At 72.1% G+C, this 16,607-nt stretch carries 13 protein-coding genes and 1 pseudogene; 9 read left to right on the plus strand and 5 right to left on the minus strand.

What is annotated here, in order from left to right; translation table 11 throughout:
* The first annotated feature begins 118 nt into the window (after positions 1 to 118).
* Entirely contained in the window at positions 119 to 1,603 is a 1,485-nt protein-coding gene (gene der / locus ACZ7LV_RS14480; RefSeq protein ID WP_471939288.1) for a ribosome biogenesis GTPase Der, read from the plus strand.
* A gap of 38 nt (positions 1,604 to 1,641) precedes the next feature.
* On the opposite strand, the gene ACZ7LV_RS14485 is transcribed toward der, so the two are convergent.
* Together ACZ7LV_RS14485 and ACZ7LV_RS14490 are read right to left on the minus strand one after the other, a co-directional pair.
* Positions 1,642 to 2,019, minus strand: a complete 378-nt coding sequence (locus ACZ7LV_RS14485) for a hypothetical protein (RefSeq protein WP_471939290.1) — start codon at positions 2,017 to 2,019, stop codon at positions 1,642 to 1,644.
* Positions 2,020 to 2,153: 134 nt separating this feature from the next.
* Complete coding sequence (locus ACZ7LV_RS14490) at positions 2,154 to 2,936, minus strand: hypothetical protein (RefSeq protein WP_401678205.1); 783 nt, start codon at positions 2,934 to 2,936, stop codon at positions 2,154 to 2,156.
* Positions 2,937 to 3,482: 546 nt separating this feature from the next.
* On the opposite strand from ACZ7LV_RS14490, the gene ACZ7LV_RS14495 reads away from it, so the two are divergent.
* From ACZ7LV_RS14495 to ACZ7LV_RS14515, 5 genes and pseudogenes are all read left to right on the plus strand, one after another.
* On the plus strand, positions 3,483 to 4,157 hold the full coding sequence (locus ACZ7LV_RS14495; RefSeq protein WP_471939292.1) for a LysM peptidoglycan-binding domain-containing protein: 675 nt from the start codon (positions 3,483 to 3,485) through the stop codon (positions 4,155 to 4,157).
* A gap of 116 nt (positions 4,158 to 4,273) precedes the next feature.
* Positions 4,274 to 4,876: a LysM peptidoglycan-binding domain-containing protein gene (locus ACZ7LV_RS14500; protein WP_471939294.1), complete on the plus strand. Its 603-nt coding sequence runs from the start codon at positions 4,274 to 4,276 to the stop codon at positions 4,874 to 4,876.
* Between the two features lie 245 nt (positions 4,877 to 5,121).
* Positions 5,122 to 7,296, plus strand: a complete 2,175-nt coding sequence (locus ACZ7LV_RS14505; RefSeq protein ID WP_471939296.1) for an acyltransferase family protein — start codon at positions 5,122 to 5,124, stop codon at positions 7,294 to 7,296.
* Between the two features lie 11 nt (positions 7,297 to 7,307).
* A pseudogene (locus ACZ7LV_RS14510) lies at positions 7,308 to 8,113 on the plus strand (helix-turn-helix transcriptional regulator).
* A gap of 343 nt (positions 8,114 to 8,456) precedes the next feature.
* Positions 8,457 to 8,666: an I78 family peptidase inhibitor gene (locus tag ACZ7LV_RS14515; RefSeq protein ID WP_471939298.1), complete on the plus strand. Its 210-nt coding sequence runs from the start codon at positions 8,457 to 8,459 to the stop codon at positions 8,664 to 8,666.
* A gap of 93 nt (positions 8,667 to 8,759) precedes the next feature.
* Here the strand turns inward: ACZ7LV_RS14515 and ACZ7LV_RS14520 are convergent, their stop codons facing one another.
* Together ACZ7LV_RS14520 and ACZ7LV_RS14525 are read right to left on the minus strand one after the other, a co-directional pair.
* Complete coding sequence (locus ACZ7LV_RS14520; protein WP_401678190.1) at positions 8,760 to 9,815, minus strand: phosphatase PAP2 family protein; 1,056 nt, start codon at positions 9,813 to 9,815, stop codon at positions 8,760 to 8,762.
* Positions 9,816 to 10,052: 237 nt separating this feature from the next.
* On the minus strand, positions 10,053 to 11,294 hold the full coding sequence (locus ACZ7LV_RS14525) for a mannosyltransferase family protein (RefSeq protein ID WP_471939300.1): 1,242 nt from the start codon (positions 11,292 to 11,294) through the stop codon (positions 10,053 to 10,055).
* A 261-nt stretch (positions 11,295 to 11,555) separates the two neighbouring features.
* Here ACZ7LV_RS14525 and ACZ7LV_RS14530 point away from each other — a divergent pair, with 261 nt between their 5' ends.
* Together ACZ7LV_RS14530 and ACZ7LV_RS14535 are read left to right on the plus strand one after the other, a co-directional pair.
* Positions 11,556 to 13,178 carry an MFS transporter gene (locus ACZ7LV_RS14530; protein ID WP_471939302.1) on the plus strand — a complete coding sequence of 541 codons (1,623 nt, stop codon included), beginning with the start codon at positions 11,556 to 11,558 and terminating at the stop codon, positions 13,176 to 13,178.
* A 119-nt stretch (positions 13,179 to 13,297) separates the two neighbouring features.
* A complete protein-coding gene (locus tag ACZ7LV_RS14535; RefSeq protein ID WP_471939304.1) occupies positions 13,298 to 14,488 on the plus strand; it encodes an acyl-CoA dehydrogenase family protein in 1,191 nt (396 codons plus the stop codon).
* 35 nt (positions 14,489 to 14,523) lie between these two features.
* Here ACZ7LV_RS14535 and ACZ7LV_RS14540 read toward each other — a convergent pair whose 3' ends face one another.
* Positions 14,524 to 14,961 (minus strand): cell division protein SepF, encoded by a 438-nt coding sequence (locus ACZ7LV_RS14540; RefSeq protein ID WP_401678178.1) that lies wholly within the window; start codon positions 14,959 to 14,961, stop codon positions 14,524 to 14,526.
* Positions 14,962 to 15,296: 335 nt separating this feature from the next.
* On the opposite strand from ACZ7LV_RS14540, the gene ACZ7LV_RS14545 reads away from it, so the two are divergent.
* On the plus strand, positions 15,297 to 16,451 hold the full coding sequence (locus tag ACZ7LV_RS14545) for a DUF5685 family protein (RefSeq protein ID WP_471939306.1): 1,155 nt from the start codon (positions 15,297 to 15,299) through the stop codon (positions 16,449 to 16,451).
* Positions 16,452 to 16,607: the final 156 nt, after the last annotated feature.

Consider the following 16,607-nt stretch of genomic DNA (forward strand, 5'->3'; position numbering starts at 1 on the left):
CCCGGTGCGGGCCGAAAACGTCAGGCGCCCGACCGGGCGCTGGGCGACACTGAGTAGTGGATCACCCTGAACCGGGTGCTCCACCGATCACCACGATGAACGACGAGGTACGGACTTCATGAACGACCAGATCCAGCCCGACGGCTCGGACGCGTTCGAGCACGATCACGGGGCGCTCGGCGACGTCGAGTACGCGGAGTTCATGGAGCTCGCCGCCGAAGAGGGCTTCGACCTGGAGGAGGTCGAGGGCGCCATCGAGGAGGCGGGGCACGGACCCCTGCCCGTCCTCGCCGTCGTGGGCCGTCCGAATGTCGGCAAGTCGACCCTGGTGAACCGCATCATCGGTCGCCGCGAGGCCGTCGTCGAGGACAAGCCGGGCGTCACCCGCGACCGCGTCACCTACGAGGCCGAGTGGGCCGGCCGCCGCTTCAAGGTCGTCGACACCGGCGGCTGGGAGCAGGACGTCTTCGGCATCGACGCCTCCGTGGCCGCGCAGGCCGAGTTCGCCATCGAGGCGGCCGACGCCGTCGTCTTCGTGGTCGACGCCAAGGTGGGCGCCACCGACACCGACGAGGCGGTCGTACGCCTGCTGCGCAAGGCCGGCAAGCCCGTCGTCCTGTGCGCCAACAAGGTGGACGGCCCGAGCGGCGAGGCCGACGCGTCCTACCTGTGGTCCCTCGGCCTCGGTGAGCCGCATCCCGTCTCGGCGCTGCACGGCCGCGGCACCGGCGACATGCTGGACGCGGTCCTGGAGGCGCTGCCGGAAGCCCCGCGCCAGAGCTTCGGCGGCGCAGGCGTCGGCGGCCCGCGCCGCGTCGCCCTGATCGGCCGCCCGAACGTCGGCAAGTCCTCGCTGCTGAACAAGGTCGCGGGCGAGGAGCGCGTCGTCGTCAACGAACTCGCCGGCACCACCCGCGACCCGGTCGACGAGCTGATCGAACTCGGCGGCAGGATCTGGAAGTTCGTCGACACGGCGGGCATCCGCAAGCGGGTCCACCTGCAGCAGGGCGCCGACTACTACGCCTCGCTGCGCACGGCCGCCGCCGTGGAGAAGGCCGAGGTGGCCGTCGTCCTCATCGACGGCGCCGACTCCATCTCCGTGCAGGACCAGCGGATCGTCACCATGGCCGTGGAGGCGGGGCGTGCGCTCGTCCTCGCCTACAACAAGTGGGACACCCTCGACGAGGAGCGCCGCTACTACCTGGAGCGGGAGATCGAGACCGAGCTGGGGCAGGTCGCCTGGGCGCCGCGCGTCAATGTCTCGGCGCGCACCGGCCGGCACATGGAGAAACTGGTTCCGGCGATCGAGACGGCGCTCGCGGGCTGGGAGACCCGGGTCCCGACGGGACGGCTGAACGCCTTCCTGGGCGAGCTGGTCTCCGCCCATCCGCACCCGGTCCGGGGCGGCAAGCAGCCGCGCATCCTGTTCGGCACCCAGGCTGGCACGAAGCCCCCGCGGTTCGTGCTCTTCGCCTCCGGCTTCATCGAGGCGGGCTACCGGCGCTTCATCGAGCGCCGGCTGCGTGAGGAGTTCGGCTTCGAGGGGACGCCGATCCACATCTCGGTGCGGGTGCGCGAGAAGCGCGGCGCGAAGAAGAAGTAGCGACAGCGAGAGGGCGGCCCCCGACGGGGGCCGCCCTCTCAGATTCCCCGGCGGGGGCCGGGTGGCAGCGCGGGGATGTGATGCATCCCGGTGGAGTGCTGCTGCCCGAGCGTGCCGACCCGCTGCCAGGTCGGCTGCTGCCCACTGGTGTGCCGGGTGGTCTGCGCGCCCGCGCTGTAGGCGCTGTAGGAGCCGCTGTGCGAGTCCGAGCCCTGCGGGAGGATCCCGAACGCGGTGAACCCCAGGTTCTCCTCGCCGCGCCGGTCGCCCGGCAGCGCACGGAAGGACTTGACGTACTCGGCGTAGAGCGCGTCGTAGATCGGCGTGGCCGAGGACCCGCCGGTGGGATCCTGACCGGACCGAGCGGACGGAATCGGCTGCAAGGACTGGCGGCGGGAAACGTCGTATGCGTGCACGTATGTCCAAACGACCCCGAGCGGGAAGGGATGCGGTCGCGGCGGCGCCTCACGGTGCGTGGCGAACGGCCCGCCCGGCCCTGGACGACCCGCTAGCGTCCGGGTTCCTCACCCCCCCCGGACGCCGGGGGCCGTCAGGTCCCCGCGAGCGGCAGCACGCTCGCGACGAGCTTGCCGCCCGCCGCCGCCTTGTCCAGCGCGTCCCGCAGCAGGTCCTCCCGGGGCTGGCGTCCGATGGACCCGACCGGCGCGGCGAACATGAGCACCTGCTGGTGCTTGTTCGCGGCGGCCCGCCAGCCCTCGGTGACCTGCAGCGGCTGGTGCGCCTGCCACCACGCCACCGGCTGCCCGCCGTTCATCCCGGGCTGGAGCACCGCGTGCAGCTGGCCCATGGCGAGCAGCACGGACCAGCCGTGCAGCACCGGCGGCACGGAGTTCAGCTCGGTGACCGGCATGAAGCCCTGCTCGATCAGCAGCGGCAGGAAGTCGTCCCCGGCGGCGATGGAGCCGGGGCGCACGATGGGGCCGGTGGGCTCGACGACCAGCGCCGGGTGCAACTCCCCGGCGATCAGGACGAGCCCGCTGGTCACGCCGAGCACGGCCTGCTCGGGCACGACCCTCGCGGGCTCCAGGTCGGTGGAGTTGCCGCTGATGGACCTCACGGCGCCCTGGAGCTGCTCCTCGGTGACCTGGACGACCTGCGAGGGCAGGCAGCCGGCGTGGGCGAACGCGAGCACGGCGGTCTCGTCGCCGATGAACAGGACGGTGCTGGTGCGCTCGTGCTCGGAGTCGCCCGGGGTGCGGCAGGACGTGCAGTCGTAACTGCCCGGGGCGTTGTCTCCGGCAAGCAGCCGGTCGGCTTCTTCGTCGCCGATCTCGGCGCGTACCTCGTCGCTGACGTCGAGCATGCGCGGCACGGGTGGCTCCCTCGGGATGCGGTGCGTGGCGAGGCCGGGTGGCTCCCGGCCTGTGGGCCGAGGCAGGTCCCCGGCTCATGAAGAAGACAACGGCCGAGCTGTGGCGGTAGTCACGCAGTAGGGCGAACGGAATCGAACCATCCACCGCACACGGTCACGACCGGCATGAAATCGAACACACTGCGTCAAGTGGTCGTCACCATAAGGGACTTGGCTCGGTGAGGTGGGTCACAGGAATCGGAGGTCGCTGGTCGACAAATCCTGAAATCGGCGAATGAAGTGGGTGGCCGAAAATTTCCGCTACCCGGGGTAACGGTGAACTGGCCTGGGGGGACGAGCAGTTGGTTGAAACCGGCTCGGCATGCTCCGTACATTCCTGCGCCGTGTGCATCGAGCACCGCTCGGGTACGTCCACCGGCCCGGACCGGCCGCAGCAGGCCGGTCCACGGCACCACCGCCGGCGGACGGGGCCGGCGCGACCACCACGCCCTCGCGTGGGGAGCGCGCCCGGCCTGGGGGACCCCGGGTACGTGGAGAGGGAATTACATGTCCGATTGTGCCGACACCACCCGCGACACCGCGCGCAGGGCCCGTACGACGGCGGCGCTCGCCGGGGCGGTCCTGCTGGCTCCGCTGGGGCTGCTGGCCGCGAGCGGCACCGCCACGGCGGCGGACGGCGGGGTGTGGGACCGCATCGCCCAGTGCGAGAGCGGCGGCAACTGGCACATCAACACCGGCAACGGCTACTACGGCGGACTTCAGTTCTCCGCCGACACCTGGCGCGCGTACGGCGGCACCGCCTACGCGCCCACCGCCGACCAGGCGTCCAGGGAACAGCAGATCGCCGTCGCCACCAAGGTCCAGAGCGCCCAGGGCTGGGGCGCCTGGCCGACCTGCTCGACACGTGCCGGGGCCTACGGCGGCGCGCCGGCCGCGCCCGAGGCGTCCGCCGGGAACACGGCCCCGACGCGGTCCCAGCCGTCTGCGCCGTCCTCGTCGCCGTCGGCGCCCTCGTCGCGGTCGGCGCAGGCGCCGGCACGTGAGGCGGGGCACACCGACCGGGACGCGTCCCGCGGTGACCACACCGTCCGCCAGGGCGACACGCTGAGTGCCATCGCGGCCCGCAACGGCACCACCTGGCAGCGGCTCTTCGCCGCCAACAAGGCGGTCATCGGCGGTGATCCCGACGTGATCGTGCCCGGGCAGCGTCTCGTCCTCTGAGCCGCGCGCCCTGCTGACGTGGCACGGCCCCGCCCGGTCCGCCGACCGGGTGGGGCCCGCACGCCTGCCGGGCGCGGCACGGCCGGTCGGCGCGGCACCCTGCCTAGCGTGATCCGATGAACAGAAAATCACTCACGCTCGGCCTCACCGCGGCCCTGCTCACCGTCCTGGCCCCCGTCGTCGCCCAGGCGGCCGCCCCAGGAGAACCGGCGACCGCGCGGACCGCCCCGCGCACCGCCCTCGCGTGCGCCGACGACCAGTGGCCCTGGGGCTGCGTCGCCAAGTGCGAGAGCGGCGGGCGCTGGAAGCTCAACACCGGGAACGGCTACTACGGCGGCCTGCAGTTCTCGCAGCCCACCTGGAAGGCGTTCGGTGGCCTGAAGTACGCCCCGCGCGCGGACCTCGCCACGCGGGCGGAGCAGATCACCGTCGCACGGGAAGTGGTCGCCGAGCAGGGCTGGGGTGCCTGGCCGGTCTGCGCGAAGCGGTACGGCCTCCAGGGCCGCTGGTACACCGTCAAGCGCGGCGACACGCTGGCCTCGATCGCCCGCGAGTACCGGATCGGGGGCGGCTGGAAGGCCCTCTACGACGCCAACAGGCAGACCATCGGGCCGAGTCCCGGCCGCATCGAGGTCGGGCTCACCCTGATCATCCCGGGCAGCGCGGCCCGCACGCAGGACGCCCCCGCGGTGTTCGGCCCGCCGCTCCCCGTTCGATGACGTGCGCCACTTCCAACCCCTTGTGCGCGGTGCGGCGAACGGCCGACGTGCCTCACCTGGACCGGAAGGCCTAAGGTGTCCCACGCCGTCGGTTTCGATTCAAACCCGGTTCACCTGCCCGTTGTGCTGATGTGACGGCAACGTCATCATTCGCGGACCCGGTCGAGGGTAAGTTCGATCGACCGGCTCCGGGGCGACAGCCAGCGCCGGCCGGGTGACGCCCCACGAGCAAGGAGATCCTCACGGTGCCCGTCCGCCGCCTCGCCGATCCCCCGCGGCCCAGTTCCGACGACGTCCCCTCCGTAGCGCGACCACGGGACGGTGCTCCCGGGGACCATGGCAAGCCGTCGGCTCCGGCGGCGGGTGGCGCGGGACTGAGACTCGACATCCAGGGCCTGCGCGCGGTGGCCGTCACCCTCGTGGTGCTCGGGCACTCAGGAGTGTCCTCGGTGGCCGGCGGCTTCGTCGGCGTGGACGTCTTCTTCGTGATATCCGGATTCCTGATCACCTCGCTGATGCTCCGCGAGTGGGGCCGCGACGGCCGGATATCGCTCGGCCGCTTCTACGCCCGCCGCGCGCTGCGCCTGCTGCCCGCCTCCACCCTGGTGGTGCTGGCGACGCTCGCCGGTTCCTGGCTCTTCCTCGGGCCGCTGCGCTTCGCGGACTACGCCAAGGACGCCATCGCCTCCGCCTGGTACGTGGTCAACTTCCGGCTGGCCGAGGTCGGCACGGACTACTTCAACACCGATGTGCCTCCCTCGCCGTTCCAGCACTTCTGGTCGCTGGCGGTGGAGGAGCAGTTCTATCTGATGTGGCCCATCGTCCTGATCGTCGGGCTCAAGCTGTTCCGGCGCCGGGTGCTGCTCGCGATCCCGTTGCTCACCTTGGCCGCCGCCTCCTTCGCCCTGAGCCTCCACCTCACCGAAACCTCCCCGTCCTGGGCCTACTTCGGTTCGCAGACGCGGATCTGGGAGCTCGCGGTGGGTGCCCTGCTGGCCCTCGCGGCACACCGCCTGGACGACATCCCGCGCCCCGTCGCGGCCGTCGTCAGCTGGGCCGGTCTGGCCGCCATCGCCTACGCGGCCGTCTCCTTCGACGAGAGCACGCCCTTCCCCGGCTACAACGCCGTGATCCCGGTCGCCGGTGCCGCCGCCGTCCTCGCCGGGGGCGCCGCGGCGGGCCGCTGGGGCGCCGGCGCGGTCCTCGCGCTGCGCCCGGCCGTCTGGATCGGCGGGATCTCCTACGCCTGGTACCTCTGGCACTGGCCGCTCATCATCATCGTCCCGGCCGCGCTCGGGTTCGGTGAGCACGAGGGGCCGCTGCGGCTGATCGCCGCGCTCGGCGGCATCGTCCTGGCCTGGGCCACCCTCCACCTGGTGGAGAACCCGATGCGCTTCCACCGCGCGTTCAAGGCCCGGGCCCGCCGCGGCCTGTCGCTGGGCCTCGGCCTGTCGGCCGCGGCGGCAGCGGCGGCCGTGCTCGCCGTGCAGTTCCCGCCGACCCTGAGCGAGGGCGTGGCACGGCCGGACACCAAGGAGACCATCGCCACCGCGTCCGACCCGCGCGCCGCGCTGACCGAACTGCTGCGGCAGCCGGTCGAGAAGCTGCCGTCCAACCTCACCCCGAGCATGCGGGACACGGCCTACAAGCGATCCGCGGTCTACACCGACGACTGCGCGCTGACCATGACCGGGACGGAGCAGACGCAGCCCTGCCTGTACGGCGACAAGGACGCCGAACGCACCGTGGTCCTCTTCGGCGACTCGCACGTCGCGCAGTGGTTCCCGGCCCTGGACGCGATCGCGCGCAAGCACCACTGGAAGCTGTACTCGCTCACCAAGAACGCGTGCAAGATCTCCCAGATCACCATCGAATGGAACGGCGGCCCGTACTCGACCTGTGACGACTGGCGGGCCGTCACCCTCGAGAAGATCCGCAAGATGAAGCCCGAACTCGTCATCACGTCGAGCTCCAACTCGGCGAAGCTGTACGGCGAGGGCGACATGGCCGAGGTCTGGGGCAAGGGCCAGGCCGAGACGTACCGGCTGCTCAAGGAGGGCGGCACCCGGGTGCTCACCGTGCTGGACACCCCCTGGCCGAAGAACAACGCGGTGGACTGCGCGGTGGCGCACCCGGACAGCCTCAGCGACTGCGCCCGGCACCGCTCGCAGGCCGACCGCAAGCCCGAGGTCACCCGGGCCATCCGCGAGGCGGCCGCCGCCGAGGACGTGACGATCCTCGACCCCTACGACTGGATCTGCGCCCCGTCCGGCACCTGCCCGACCGTGGTCGGCAACACCATGGTGTACCGCGACTTCGGACACCTGGCGGACGGTTACGTCGAGGCGCTCACCCCGGTCGTGGAGGACTACCTGCTGGGGCTCTACGGAGAGGACCTGAGCCGGCGCCCGGGTGCGTGATACTCGCGCCCGTGCCGGAAACCTCCGCTCGTCTGCTGCGCCTGCTGTCCCTGCTCCAGGCACACCGTGACTGGCCGGGCGCCGAGCTCGCCGATCGGCTCGGCGTCACCCCGCCCACCGTGCGCCGGGACGTCGACCGGCTGCGCGCGCTCGGCCACCCGGTCGACGCCGGCCCGGGCACGGGCGGCGGCTACCAGCTGGGCGCGGGCGCCGAACTGCCGCCGCTGCTGCTGGACGACGACGAGGCGGTCGCCGTCGCCGTCGGCCTGCGCACGGCCGCCGGGCAGGGCACCGAGGGCATCGACGAGACCTCCGTACGGGCGCTCGCCGAGCTGCGCTCAACGCCTTCACCGTCCCGATGCTCAAGGGCCCGGGGGCCGTCGTCGACCCGGCCGTGCTGACCGAGCTGGCGGGACTGTGCCGGGACGCCGAACGGCTGCGCTTCGAGTACCTCGCCCACGACGGCACGGTCAGCCGCCGCTTCGTGGAGCCCCATCGGCTGGTGTGCACCGAGCGGCGCTGGTACCTGGTCGCCTAGGACCTCGACCGGGCCGGCTGGCGGACCCTCCGTGTCGACCGGGTGGCGCCGCTCGCCGAGGAGGACGAGCGCGTCTCGCCGTCCGACGGGACGCTAGAGCCCGACGGCGAGGACGCGTGCATCCTGCGTACCGGGGCGGCGAGCCTGGACGTGATGGTGATCCACGTGATGCTGATGGGCTTCGGGTTCGAGGTGCTGCGGCCGGCGGAGCTGACCGAGGCCCTCACGGCCGCCCGGGACCGCCTGAGCCGGGCCCTGGAACGCCAGGCAGTTCCGTGACCCGGCGGGCGTACGGGGATTCTGTGGGGAATGCGTGTGTTTTCTGTGCCGCTCCGCCGTCTCCGCGGGCCGGGTCCGCATCGGAAAGGAATGGCGGTCGCCGGACCGTCCAGGAGCAGTCCTCCGTGCGCTTTCCACCGACAATTCGGAGTGCCGTGCCGGCTCTCGGGAATTGCGTTCGAATACGTGCGCAAGGCATACGGAACCGCCCGTCCACGGGAAGAAGGGGTGCCGAAACGAATCGTCGTGATCCTGTGACAGAAGTGTGACCGGAGGGGGATCAGTGACGGACGGTGCACGGCTCGGTCTTCCCCGCCCGTCCCGCAGGCCCTAGCGTGGCGGCATGGCACCGTTCTCGACATCCGAACCCGATGACGATCCCGAGACCTACGTCGGCCTCGCCCAGGCCGACGCCGAGGAACGCGCGCGTGGGCACGGCTGGACGACGGTGCGCTCGTTGCCGCCGGGGGCGATCATCACCATGGAGTACCGGGTGGGCCGGCTGAACTTCGAGGTGAAGGACGGCACCGTGGCCCGGTCCTGGAAGGGCTGAGCGGCTTCGGTCCCGGCGCGACCGCAGGACGGCGAAGGCCCCGGTTCCCCGCGCGGGGAACCGGGGCCTTCGCCGTGCGTCCGTCGGGGCCGGTCAGCCGCCCGAGGCGGCGCCGCCGGTGAGCGGGCGGGCCGCCGGTGCCGAGCCGCGTGCGGCGCGCTCGGGGTGTGCCGGGCGGCGGCTGCCCGACGGGGTGACCGGCGTGCGCTCCGAGCGGGTGAGGTGCGCGTTCGGCGTCCGGAAGACCGGTGCGCGGGGGGTGCGAGCCGTCGTCTGCGACACGGTCTCGCGCGGCGGTGCCTCCTCGTCGGCGGCCGTGATCGGGGTGAGCGCCACCGGCGCCGTGGCCGGCACCGGCGCGGGCCGTGGCTCCGTGCGGCGCGCTCCGGCGAGCAGGCGGTCGCGCAGTTCCAGCAGCCAGGCCTCGGCCTGGGCGATCGGCGGCTCGAACCACGGCAGGCCGAGCAGGATCAGCAGCCCCGCTGCCCAGCCGAGCAGTACGTCGCTCAGCCAGTGCGTACCGAGGTAGACGGTGGTCAGGCCGACGCTGAGCGACAGCACGGCCGACAGGGCCGACAGCCAGCGCCGGGCCCGCGGCGAGGTTGCCAGGTAGGCGAGGATGCCCCAGGTCACCACGGCGTTCGCCGTGTGACCCGAGGGAAATATGTCGCTGCCGGCTTGGAACCAGTGCCACATCTCGTTGGAGCCGACCTCGGTCGCGTAGTGCGGGCCCGAGCGGCCGAGGCCGTACTTCACGGCGCCCACCGTCACGTTCAGCAGCAGCAGCGCCGCACCGAAGGCCAGCAGCGGCCGCACGGTGTGCTGCCGCCAGGAGCGCCAGCCGAGCCACGCGGCGACCATCACGGCGGTCGGGCCGCGCTGGCCGAGGACCACCCAGTAGTCGAGGAACGCGTGGATCTCGGGCCACTGCTGGTACGGCCGGAAGAGCATCGCCTGCCAGTCGAACCGGACCAGCCACGAGGAGGTCACCACGGCCAGGACGATCGTGAGGTAGAAGGCGAGCGTCGCGCCGAAGAGCACCACCCGGTGCCGCGTCATACGCGGCACGTCGAGGGCCGGCCGCTCGGGTTCACGGTCCAGCCGGGCGAAGATCCGGTCGAGCCGGGTCAGCTTTGGTTCGGTACGCACCCAATCGACGTTACAGCGAGTGAGCTCAGTTCCCCGACGAATCACCGGGGTTGTAATGACGATGTGATGTGGGATTGCTCTCAGGAACGGGTTTATTTCCAAGGAATCCGGCAATAGTGCGGTCCCGTTCCCTTCATTTCCTTTGATCATTCCAGAGGGGGTGTATTAGGCCGCTTGTGTAATCGTTCACCCGAACATCCGAAGGAATTCTCCCGGGGCTCACCGAACTCTCCGGGGTCACGGCGGACCGGAACCGTTCAGCCAGAACGCTCCGTACAGCGCGGAGGCCAGCGCGACACCGCCGATGACCAGCGCGGAGGCTGTGGTGCGCAGCCGGGCCAGGGCGAGGGCGAGCGGCAGCAGCAGGGGGAACGCCGGGAGCAACAGGCGCGGTTTGGAGCCGAAGTAGCTCGACGCGCACAGGGCGAGGAGGGTGACGACCCCGGCGTAGACCAGCAGCGGGAGCGGCTGGCGCTGCCGTACGCAGACGACGTACAGCCAGATCAGCAGCGCCACGCCGACCAGCAGCCCGAGGCCGGCCAGGGCCGAGGGGAACGCGGTGAACTTCTCGGCGACGAAGCGGGCGAACGCGTATCCGCCGTCGAAGCCGTTGCGCCAGCCCGCCTGGACGTCGAGATAGCCGAGCGGACCGGCGCCGGTGCGGTGGCCGACCCACAGGACGTACCCGGCGGCGCCGAGGGGTGCGAGGAGCATGCCGAGGGCGCGCCGCCGGCCCGGTGCGCCCTCGTGCGGCAGGGGACGGGCGGGGGAGGGGGCGTGTTCGTCGCGGTGCGCGCCGGCTTCGGGCGCCGTGCTCCGGAGATGCGCGGATGGAGCAGTGGCGGCGCGCTCCCGGAGGAAGGCGGCGACGCCCGCGGCCCACACCGCCGCGACCACCGCGAGTCCCACCGGCCGGGTGAGACCCGCCAGCATCGCCAAGGTGCCCGCGGTGAGCCAGCGCCCGGTGAGGACCGCGTACAGCGACCAGGCGGCCAGCGCGGTGAACAGGGACTCGCTGTACGCCATCGACTGCACGATCCCCACCGGGAGCACCGCCCACAGCAGCACCGCGCAGACGCCCGCCCGCCGTCCGTACAGATGGGTGGCGACCGCGTAAATCCCCCAGGCCGCCGCGAGCGAGGCGAGCAGGCTCACGACCAGGCCGGCGCCGGCGTACGACAGCGGGGACAGGGCGTGCAGCAGCCGCTCCAGCCAGGGGAGCAGCGGGAAGAAGGCGAGGTTGGAGTGCACGTCGCCGTTCGGCAGCCGCACCTCGTAGCCGTACCCCAGTTCCGCGACCCGGGTGTACCAGAGGGAGTCCCAGCGGGCGGTCAGCAGGGTGTACGCGCTCTTGTCGCGCGCGGCGCTCCAGACGGCCAGCACCAGCAGGCCCAGGGCGCGGACGGCCGCGTACCCGAGCAGGGCCGGGGCCGCAGCGGCCAGTCCTCGGGGTGCCACGCGTGTCTCAAGATCGGTCACGGGCTCGATTATCGACCGCTGCCGGAACCGGCCCGACGGACCCCGCGTGGTGGAGGAAGGGGGGAGTGGCACACGCCACACCCTTACGCCATATGTATGAGAGGTCCGCCACGCGACCCCGGTGGGAACTCGCGTACGCTGACGTGTCACTCGCCGTTCGTTGCGCGGGCCGGAGACCACCGCTCCTCTCCGGCCGAGTCACGGGAGGTCCCCGCCCCCGTGAGCCCGCCGAACCCGAGGGAACATCTGGGAGGTACGTACATGTCCGGGACGACCACGGCCGTCGCCGGGCTGCGCCGTCGGGCGGCCGGGGCCGGTGCCAACCGCTGGGTCGTCCTCGTGGTCCTCTGCACCAGCCTGCTGCTGGTCGCGGTCGACGCGACCGTGCTGCACGTGGCGGTGCCCGCCGTCACCGAGGACCTCCGGCCCAGCGCGATAGAGCTGCTCTGGATCGTCGACACCTACCCCCTCGTCTGCGCCTCGCTGCTGATCCTCTTCGGCACCCTCGGTGACCGGGTGGGCCGCAGACGGATCCTGCTGCTCGGATACGCCCTGTTCGGTGTCGCCTCCGCACTGGCCTCCGTCGCCCAGGACCCGCAGGTGCTGATCCTGGCCCGGGCGCTGCTCGGCGTCGGCGGCGCGATGATCATGCCGGCGACGCTGTCGATCCTGCGGCAGGTCTTCCCCGGCCGGCGCGAGCGGGCGCTCGCCATCGGCATCTGGAGCGCGGTGGCCGCGGTCGGCGCGGCCGTGGGGCCGCTGCTCGGCGGCTTCCTCCTGGAGCACTTCTGGTGGGGCTCCGTCTTCCTCGTCAACATCCCGCTGATGCTGGTCAGTCTCCCGGTCGGGCGGCTTCTGCTGCCCGAGTCGACGGGCAGCGGGGACGGTCCCTGGGACGTGGTCGGCGCGCTGACGGCGGCGGCCGGACTGTTCGGCGTGGTGTTCGGGGTCAAGCGGCTGGGCGGCGGGGAGCCGGCCGGCAGCGTGCTCACCGTGGTGCCCCTGCTCGTGGGCGCGGCCCTGCTCGTGCTGTTCGTACGGCGGCAGCGGCACCGCAAGCATCCGCTGGTGGACCTGCGGATGTTCGCGCGGCCGGCGTTCAGCACGTCGGTCGGGTGCATCGTGCTGGCGATGCTCGCCCTGGTCGGGCTGGAGCTGATCGCGGCGCAGTATCTGCAGCTCGTGCTCGGGCTCTCGCCCCTGGAGACCGGACTGAGGCTGCTGCCGCTGACCGTCGCGGCGATGGCGGCGGGACTGGTCGGGGCGCGGATGCTGCGGCGGTTCGGACCGCGCCGGATGGTCTGTGCCGGGTTCTGCCTGACCGCGCTGGCGGTCATGCTCCTCACGGCGATGGGGCGGCAGGACGACGCCCCGTTGATGCTGGCCGGGTTCGTGCTGCTGGGGTTCGGGCTGGAGACCACGCTGTTCGGGGCGTACGAGTCCATGCTGAGCGAGGCCCCGGCGGAGCAGGCGGGTGGCGCGGCGGCCATAGGGGAGACGTCGTACCAGCTCGGGGCCGGGATCGGAATCGCGCTGCTCGGCACGGTGATGAACGTCGCGTACGCGCCCGGGCTGTCCTCCGTGCCGGGTGTCCCGGCGGCGGCGTCGGCCGCGGCGGGGCACTCCCTGGGCGAGGCGTACGACGTGGCCGGGGAGCTCGGCGGTTCGGCCGGGGTGGCCCTGCGACGGGCGGCCAGGGACAGCTTCGTGCACGGACTGCATGCGACCTTGCTGGTGAGCGCGGGGTTGCTGCTGCTGGGGGCGGTGATGGCGCTGCGGTTGCCGCGGGTGATGCAGTGCGAGGCCGACGTCGCCGTCGAGGTGCCTTCGCCCCGTGCCGATCTCGGGGCCGCCGCCCATGCGCCCCCCGTGCGGGTGCGTTGACACCGGGTGGCCCGTCGAGGTGATCGCCGGCGGCTCGCGGGTGGTTGCCCCGCGACTTCCCGCGCCGTAACGTCACCCCCAGTCCGTGACTAGCGCTGCTAGTTTGAGCTGCCCGGAGGATGCCCGTGTCCCCGAAACCGCCCCCCTTCGATCCGTCGGACCCGCTCGGGCTCGACGACCTGCTGGAGCCCGAGGACCTGGCCGTCCGGGACACCGTGCGCAGCTGGGCCGCGGATCGCGTGCTGCCGTTCGTCGCCGAGTGGTACGAGGCGGGGGAGCTGCCCGGCATCCGGGAACTGGCGAAGGAGCTCGGGGGGATCGGCGCCCTCGGTATGTCGCTCAGCGGGTACGGGTGCGCGGGGGCCAGCGCGGTGCAGTACGGCCTCGCCTGCCTGGAGCTGGAGGCCGCCGACTCCGGGATCCGGTCGTTGGTGTCCGTGCAGGGCTCGCTGGCGATGTACGCCATCCACCGGTTCGGCTCCGAGGAGCAGAAGGAGCGCTGGCTGCCGGCCATGGCCGCCGGTGACGTCATCGGCTGCTTCGGGCTGACCGAGCCCGACCACGGGTCCGACCCGGCCTCCATGCGCACGTACGCCCGGCGGGACGGCGGCGACTGGGTGCTCGACGGGCGCAAGATGTGGATCACCAACGGGTCCGTCGCCGGCGTGGCCGTGGTGTGGGCGCAGACCGAGGAGGGGATCCGCGGGTTCGCCGTGCCCACGGACGTCCCGGGGTTCTCGGCGCCCGAGATCAGGCACAAGTGGTCGTTGCGGGCGAGCGTCACGAGCGAGCTGGTCCTCGACGACGTGCGGTTGCCCGCGGACGCCGTACTGCCGGAGGTCTCCGGGCTGCGGGGGCCGCTCAGCTGTCTGTCGCACGCGCGCTACGGCATCGTGTGGGGGGCGATGGGGGCGGCGCGGGCCAGTTTCGAGGCCGCCGTCGACTACGCGAGGACCCGGGAGCAGTTCGGGCGGCCCATCGGGGGGTTCCAGCTGACCCAGGCCAAGCTCGCCGACATGGCGGTCGAACTGCACAAGGGGATTCTGCTCGCCCATCATCTGGGGCGGCGGATGGACGCCGGGCGGCTGCGTCCCGAGCAGGTCAGCTTCGGCAAGCTCAACAACGTGCGGGAGGCCATCGACATCTGCCGCACGGCCCGGACGATCCTCGGTGCCAACGGGATCTCCCTGGAGTACCCGGTGATGCGGCACGCGACCAATCTGGAGTCGGTACTCACCTACGAGGGCACCGTCGAGATGCACCAGCTCGTGCTGGGCAAGGCGCTCACCGGTCTCGATGCCTTCCGCTAGCCCCGGTGGGGGCGGCTCCGGTGAGCGGCCCTGCCTCAGCTCTGGTTGAAGAACCCGTCCGTCCGGTGGGCGGACGGGTCGCCGCTGACGATCTCCGTGTCGGAGGGGGTCAGCAGGAAGACCCGGTTGGACACCCGGTCGATCGATCCGCGCAGCCCGAAGATCAGGCCGGCCGCGAAGTCCACGACGCGCTTGGCGTCGGCGGCTTCCATGGACGTGAGGTTCATGATGACCGGGACGCCGTCCCGGAACAGCTCGCCGACGGTGCGGGCGTCCCGGAAGCTGTCCGGGGTCACCGTGGCGATCCGACGGTCCTTCTGCTCGGCCGTGTCCGCGGCCACCTTGACCCGCGGGTCCGTGACCCAGGCGTCGCCGGACTCGGTCCCCTCGGAGTACTCGTCGTCGTAGTAACGCTCGTCATCGTTGTCGTCGACGAGGCCGAGCCACGCACTCGCCTTGCGCACCGATCCCATGGACGCCTCCTCTCACAGCAATCCTTCTTGCTTTCCGCATCCCTATGGTCATCCATGATGCGGACGGCGCGCCAAGTGGATAGACGCCGCGCGGGGGGTTTGTGACGGTACTGGTGCACGGCGGATACGTCGAGAGCCCGGATACCCCAAGGGTGTTGCCATACACAGCTGCTGACTGTGAGTGAAATATGATTCTTACGGGCGTACGGGTGAGCGGCGGGGCGTACGGGTGAACCGGAGTGGTCGAACCGATGTGAAAATCGGCCGATACGAAGAAGTGCCGGACGCCGATACGATGCCGCCGCTCAACATCGCGCGTATCACGGGGGATCAGGATGTTCGGAATCGTCAGACCCTGCCGGCACCGGCTGGGAGAGCGGCTCAAGACGGAGTGGATGGCGCATTTGTGCGGGCTGTGTCTCGCGCTGCGCAGCGACCACGGGCAGTTCGCGCGCGTGGTGACCAATTACGACGGGCTGCTGGTCTCCGTTCTGACGGAGGCTCAGGCGTTCGCGCCGGACGGCGGCGGACTGCGGCGTACGGCAGGACCGTGCCCGTTGCGCGGGATGCGGAGCGCCTCCGTCGCCCAGGGCGACGGGGCACGGCTGGCGGCCGCCGTCTCGCTGGTGCTGGCCTCGGCCAAGATGCGTGACCACGTGGCCGACGGGGACGGACTGCTGGGCCGGGCGCCGGTGTCCGTCGCCGCGCGCCGGGTGGCGGACCGGTGGGGGCGTGCCGGGGCCCGGGGCGGGGCCGGCGTCGGCTTCGACACGGCAGTGCTGGTCGACGCCGTGGACCGGCAGGCGGGCGTCGAGGCGCTGGCCGGGCGCGGGACGCCGATCCTGAGGGTGACCGAACCGACGGAGACCGCGACGGCCGCCGCCTTCGCCCACACCGCCGTGCTGGCCGGACGGCCGGGCAACACCGAGCCGCTCGCCGAGGCCGGGCGGCTGTTCGGGAGGCTCGCGCATCTGCTGGACGCCGTGGAGGACCGGGAAACTGACGCGGCGTCGGGTGCCTGGAACCCGCTCGCCGCTACGGGCACCTCGCTGACCGAGGCCCGTCGCCTGGCCGGTGACGCCGTGCACGGGATCCGGCTCGCGCTGCGCGAGGTGGAGTTCACCGACGGGCGGCTGGCGCACCGGCTGCTCGTGCACGAGCTGCCCGCCTCGGTCGACCGCGCCTTCGGCACCGCCTCCTGCGGGCACCGGCCGGAACTGGCCGGTCCCTACCTGCCGCCCGGCGGACCCGGCGGGCCGCCGCCGCCCGGGCCGCCGCGCCGGGACCGGCGGGGACTGCTCGCGGGCTGCCTGGTCTGGGCGGGCCTCGCGTGCACGTGCCAGATGTGCTGCGGGGAGTACGAGGATCCGTGGACCCGGGAGCCCAAGGAAGGCCTCTGTCAACGGTGCGACGACTGTTCCGACTGCTGCGAAGGCTGTGACTGCTGCGGGAACTGCTGCGACGGCTGCTGCTGCGACTGCAACTGCTGATCCCGCCGCGCACGCCCACGGATCCCACCGGACCGACGACCATCCGGAGGAGCGACTTCCGGACATCCCCCGGGGCGCTTGCGACAGGCGTCCCGGGGGCGTTCGCCGCGGGCGGGCCTGTCGTCCGGGGCGCTGAAGGGGGCCGGGGCGCAGGTG

The sequence above is a fragment of the Streptomyces sp. NPDC107562 genome (assembly GCF_055657325.1).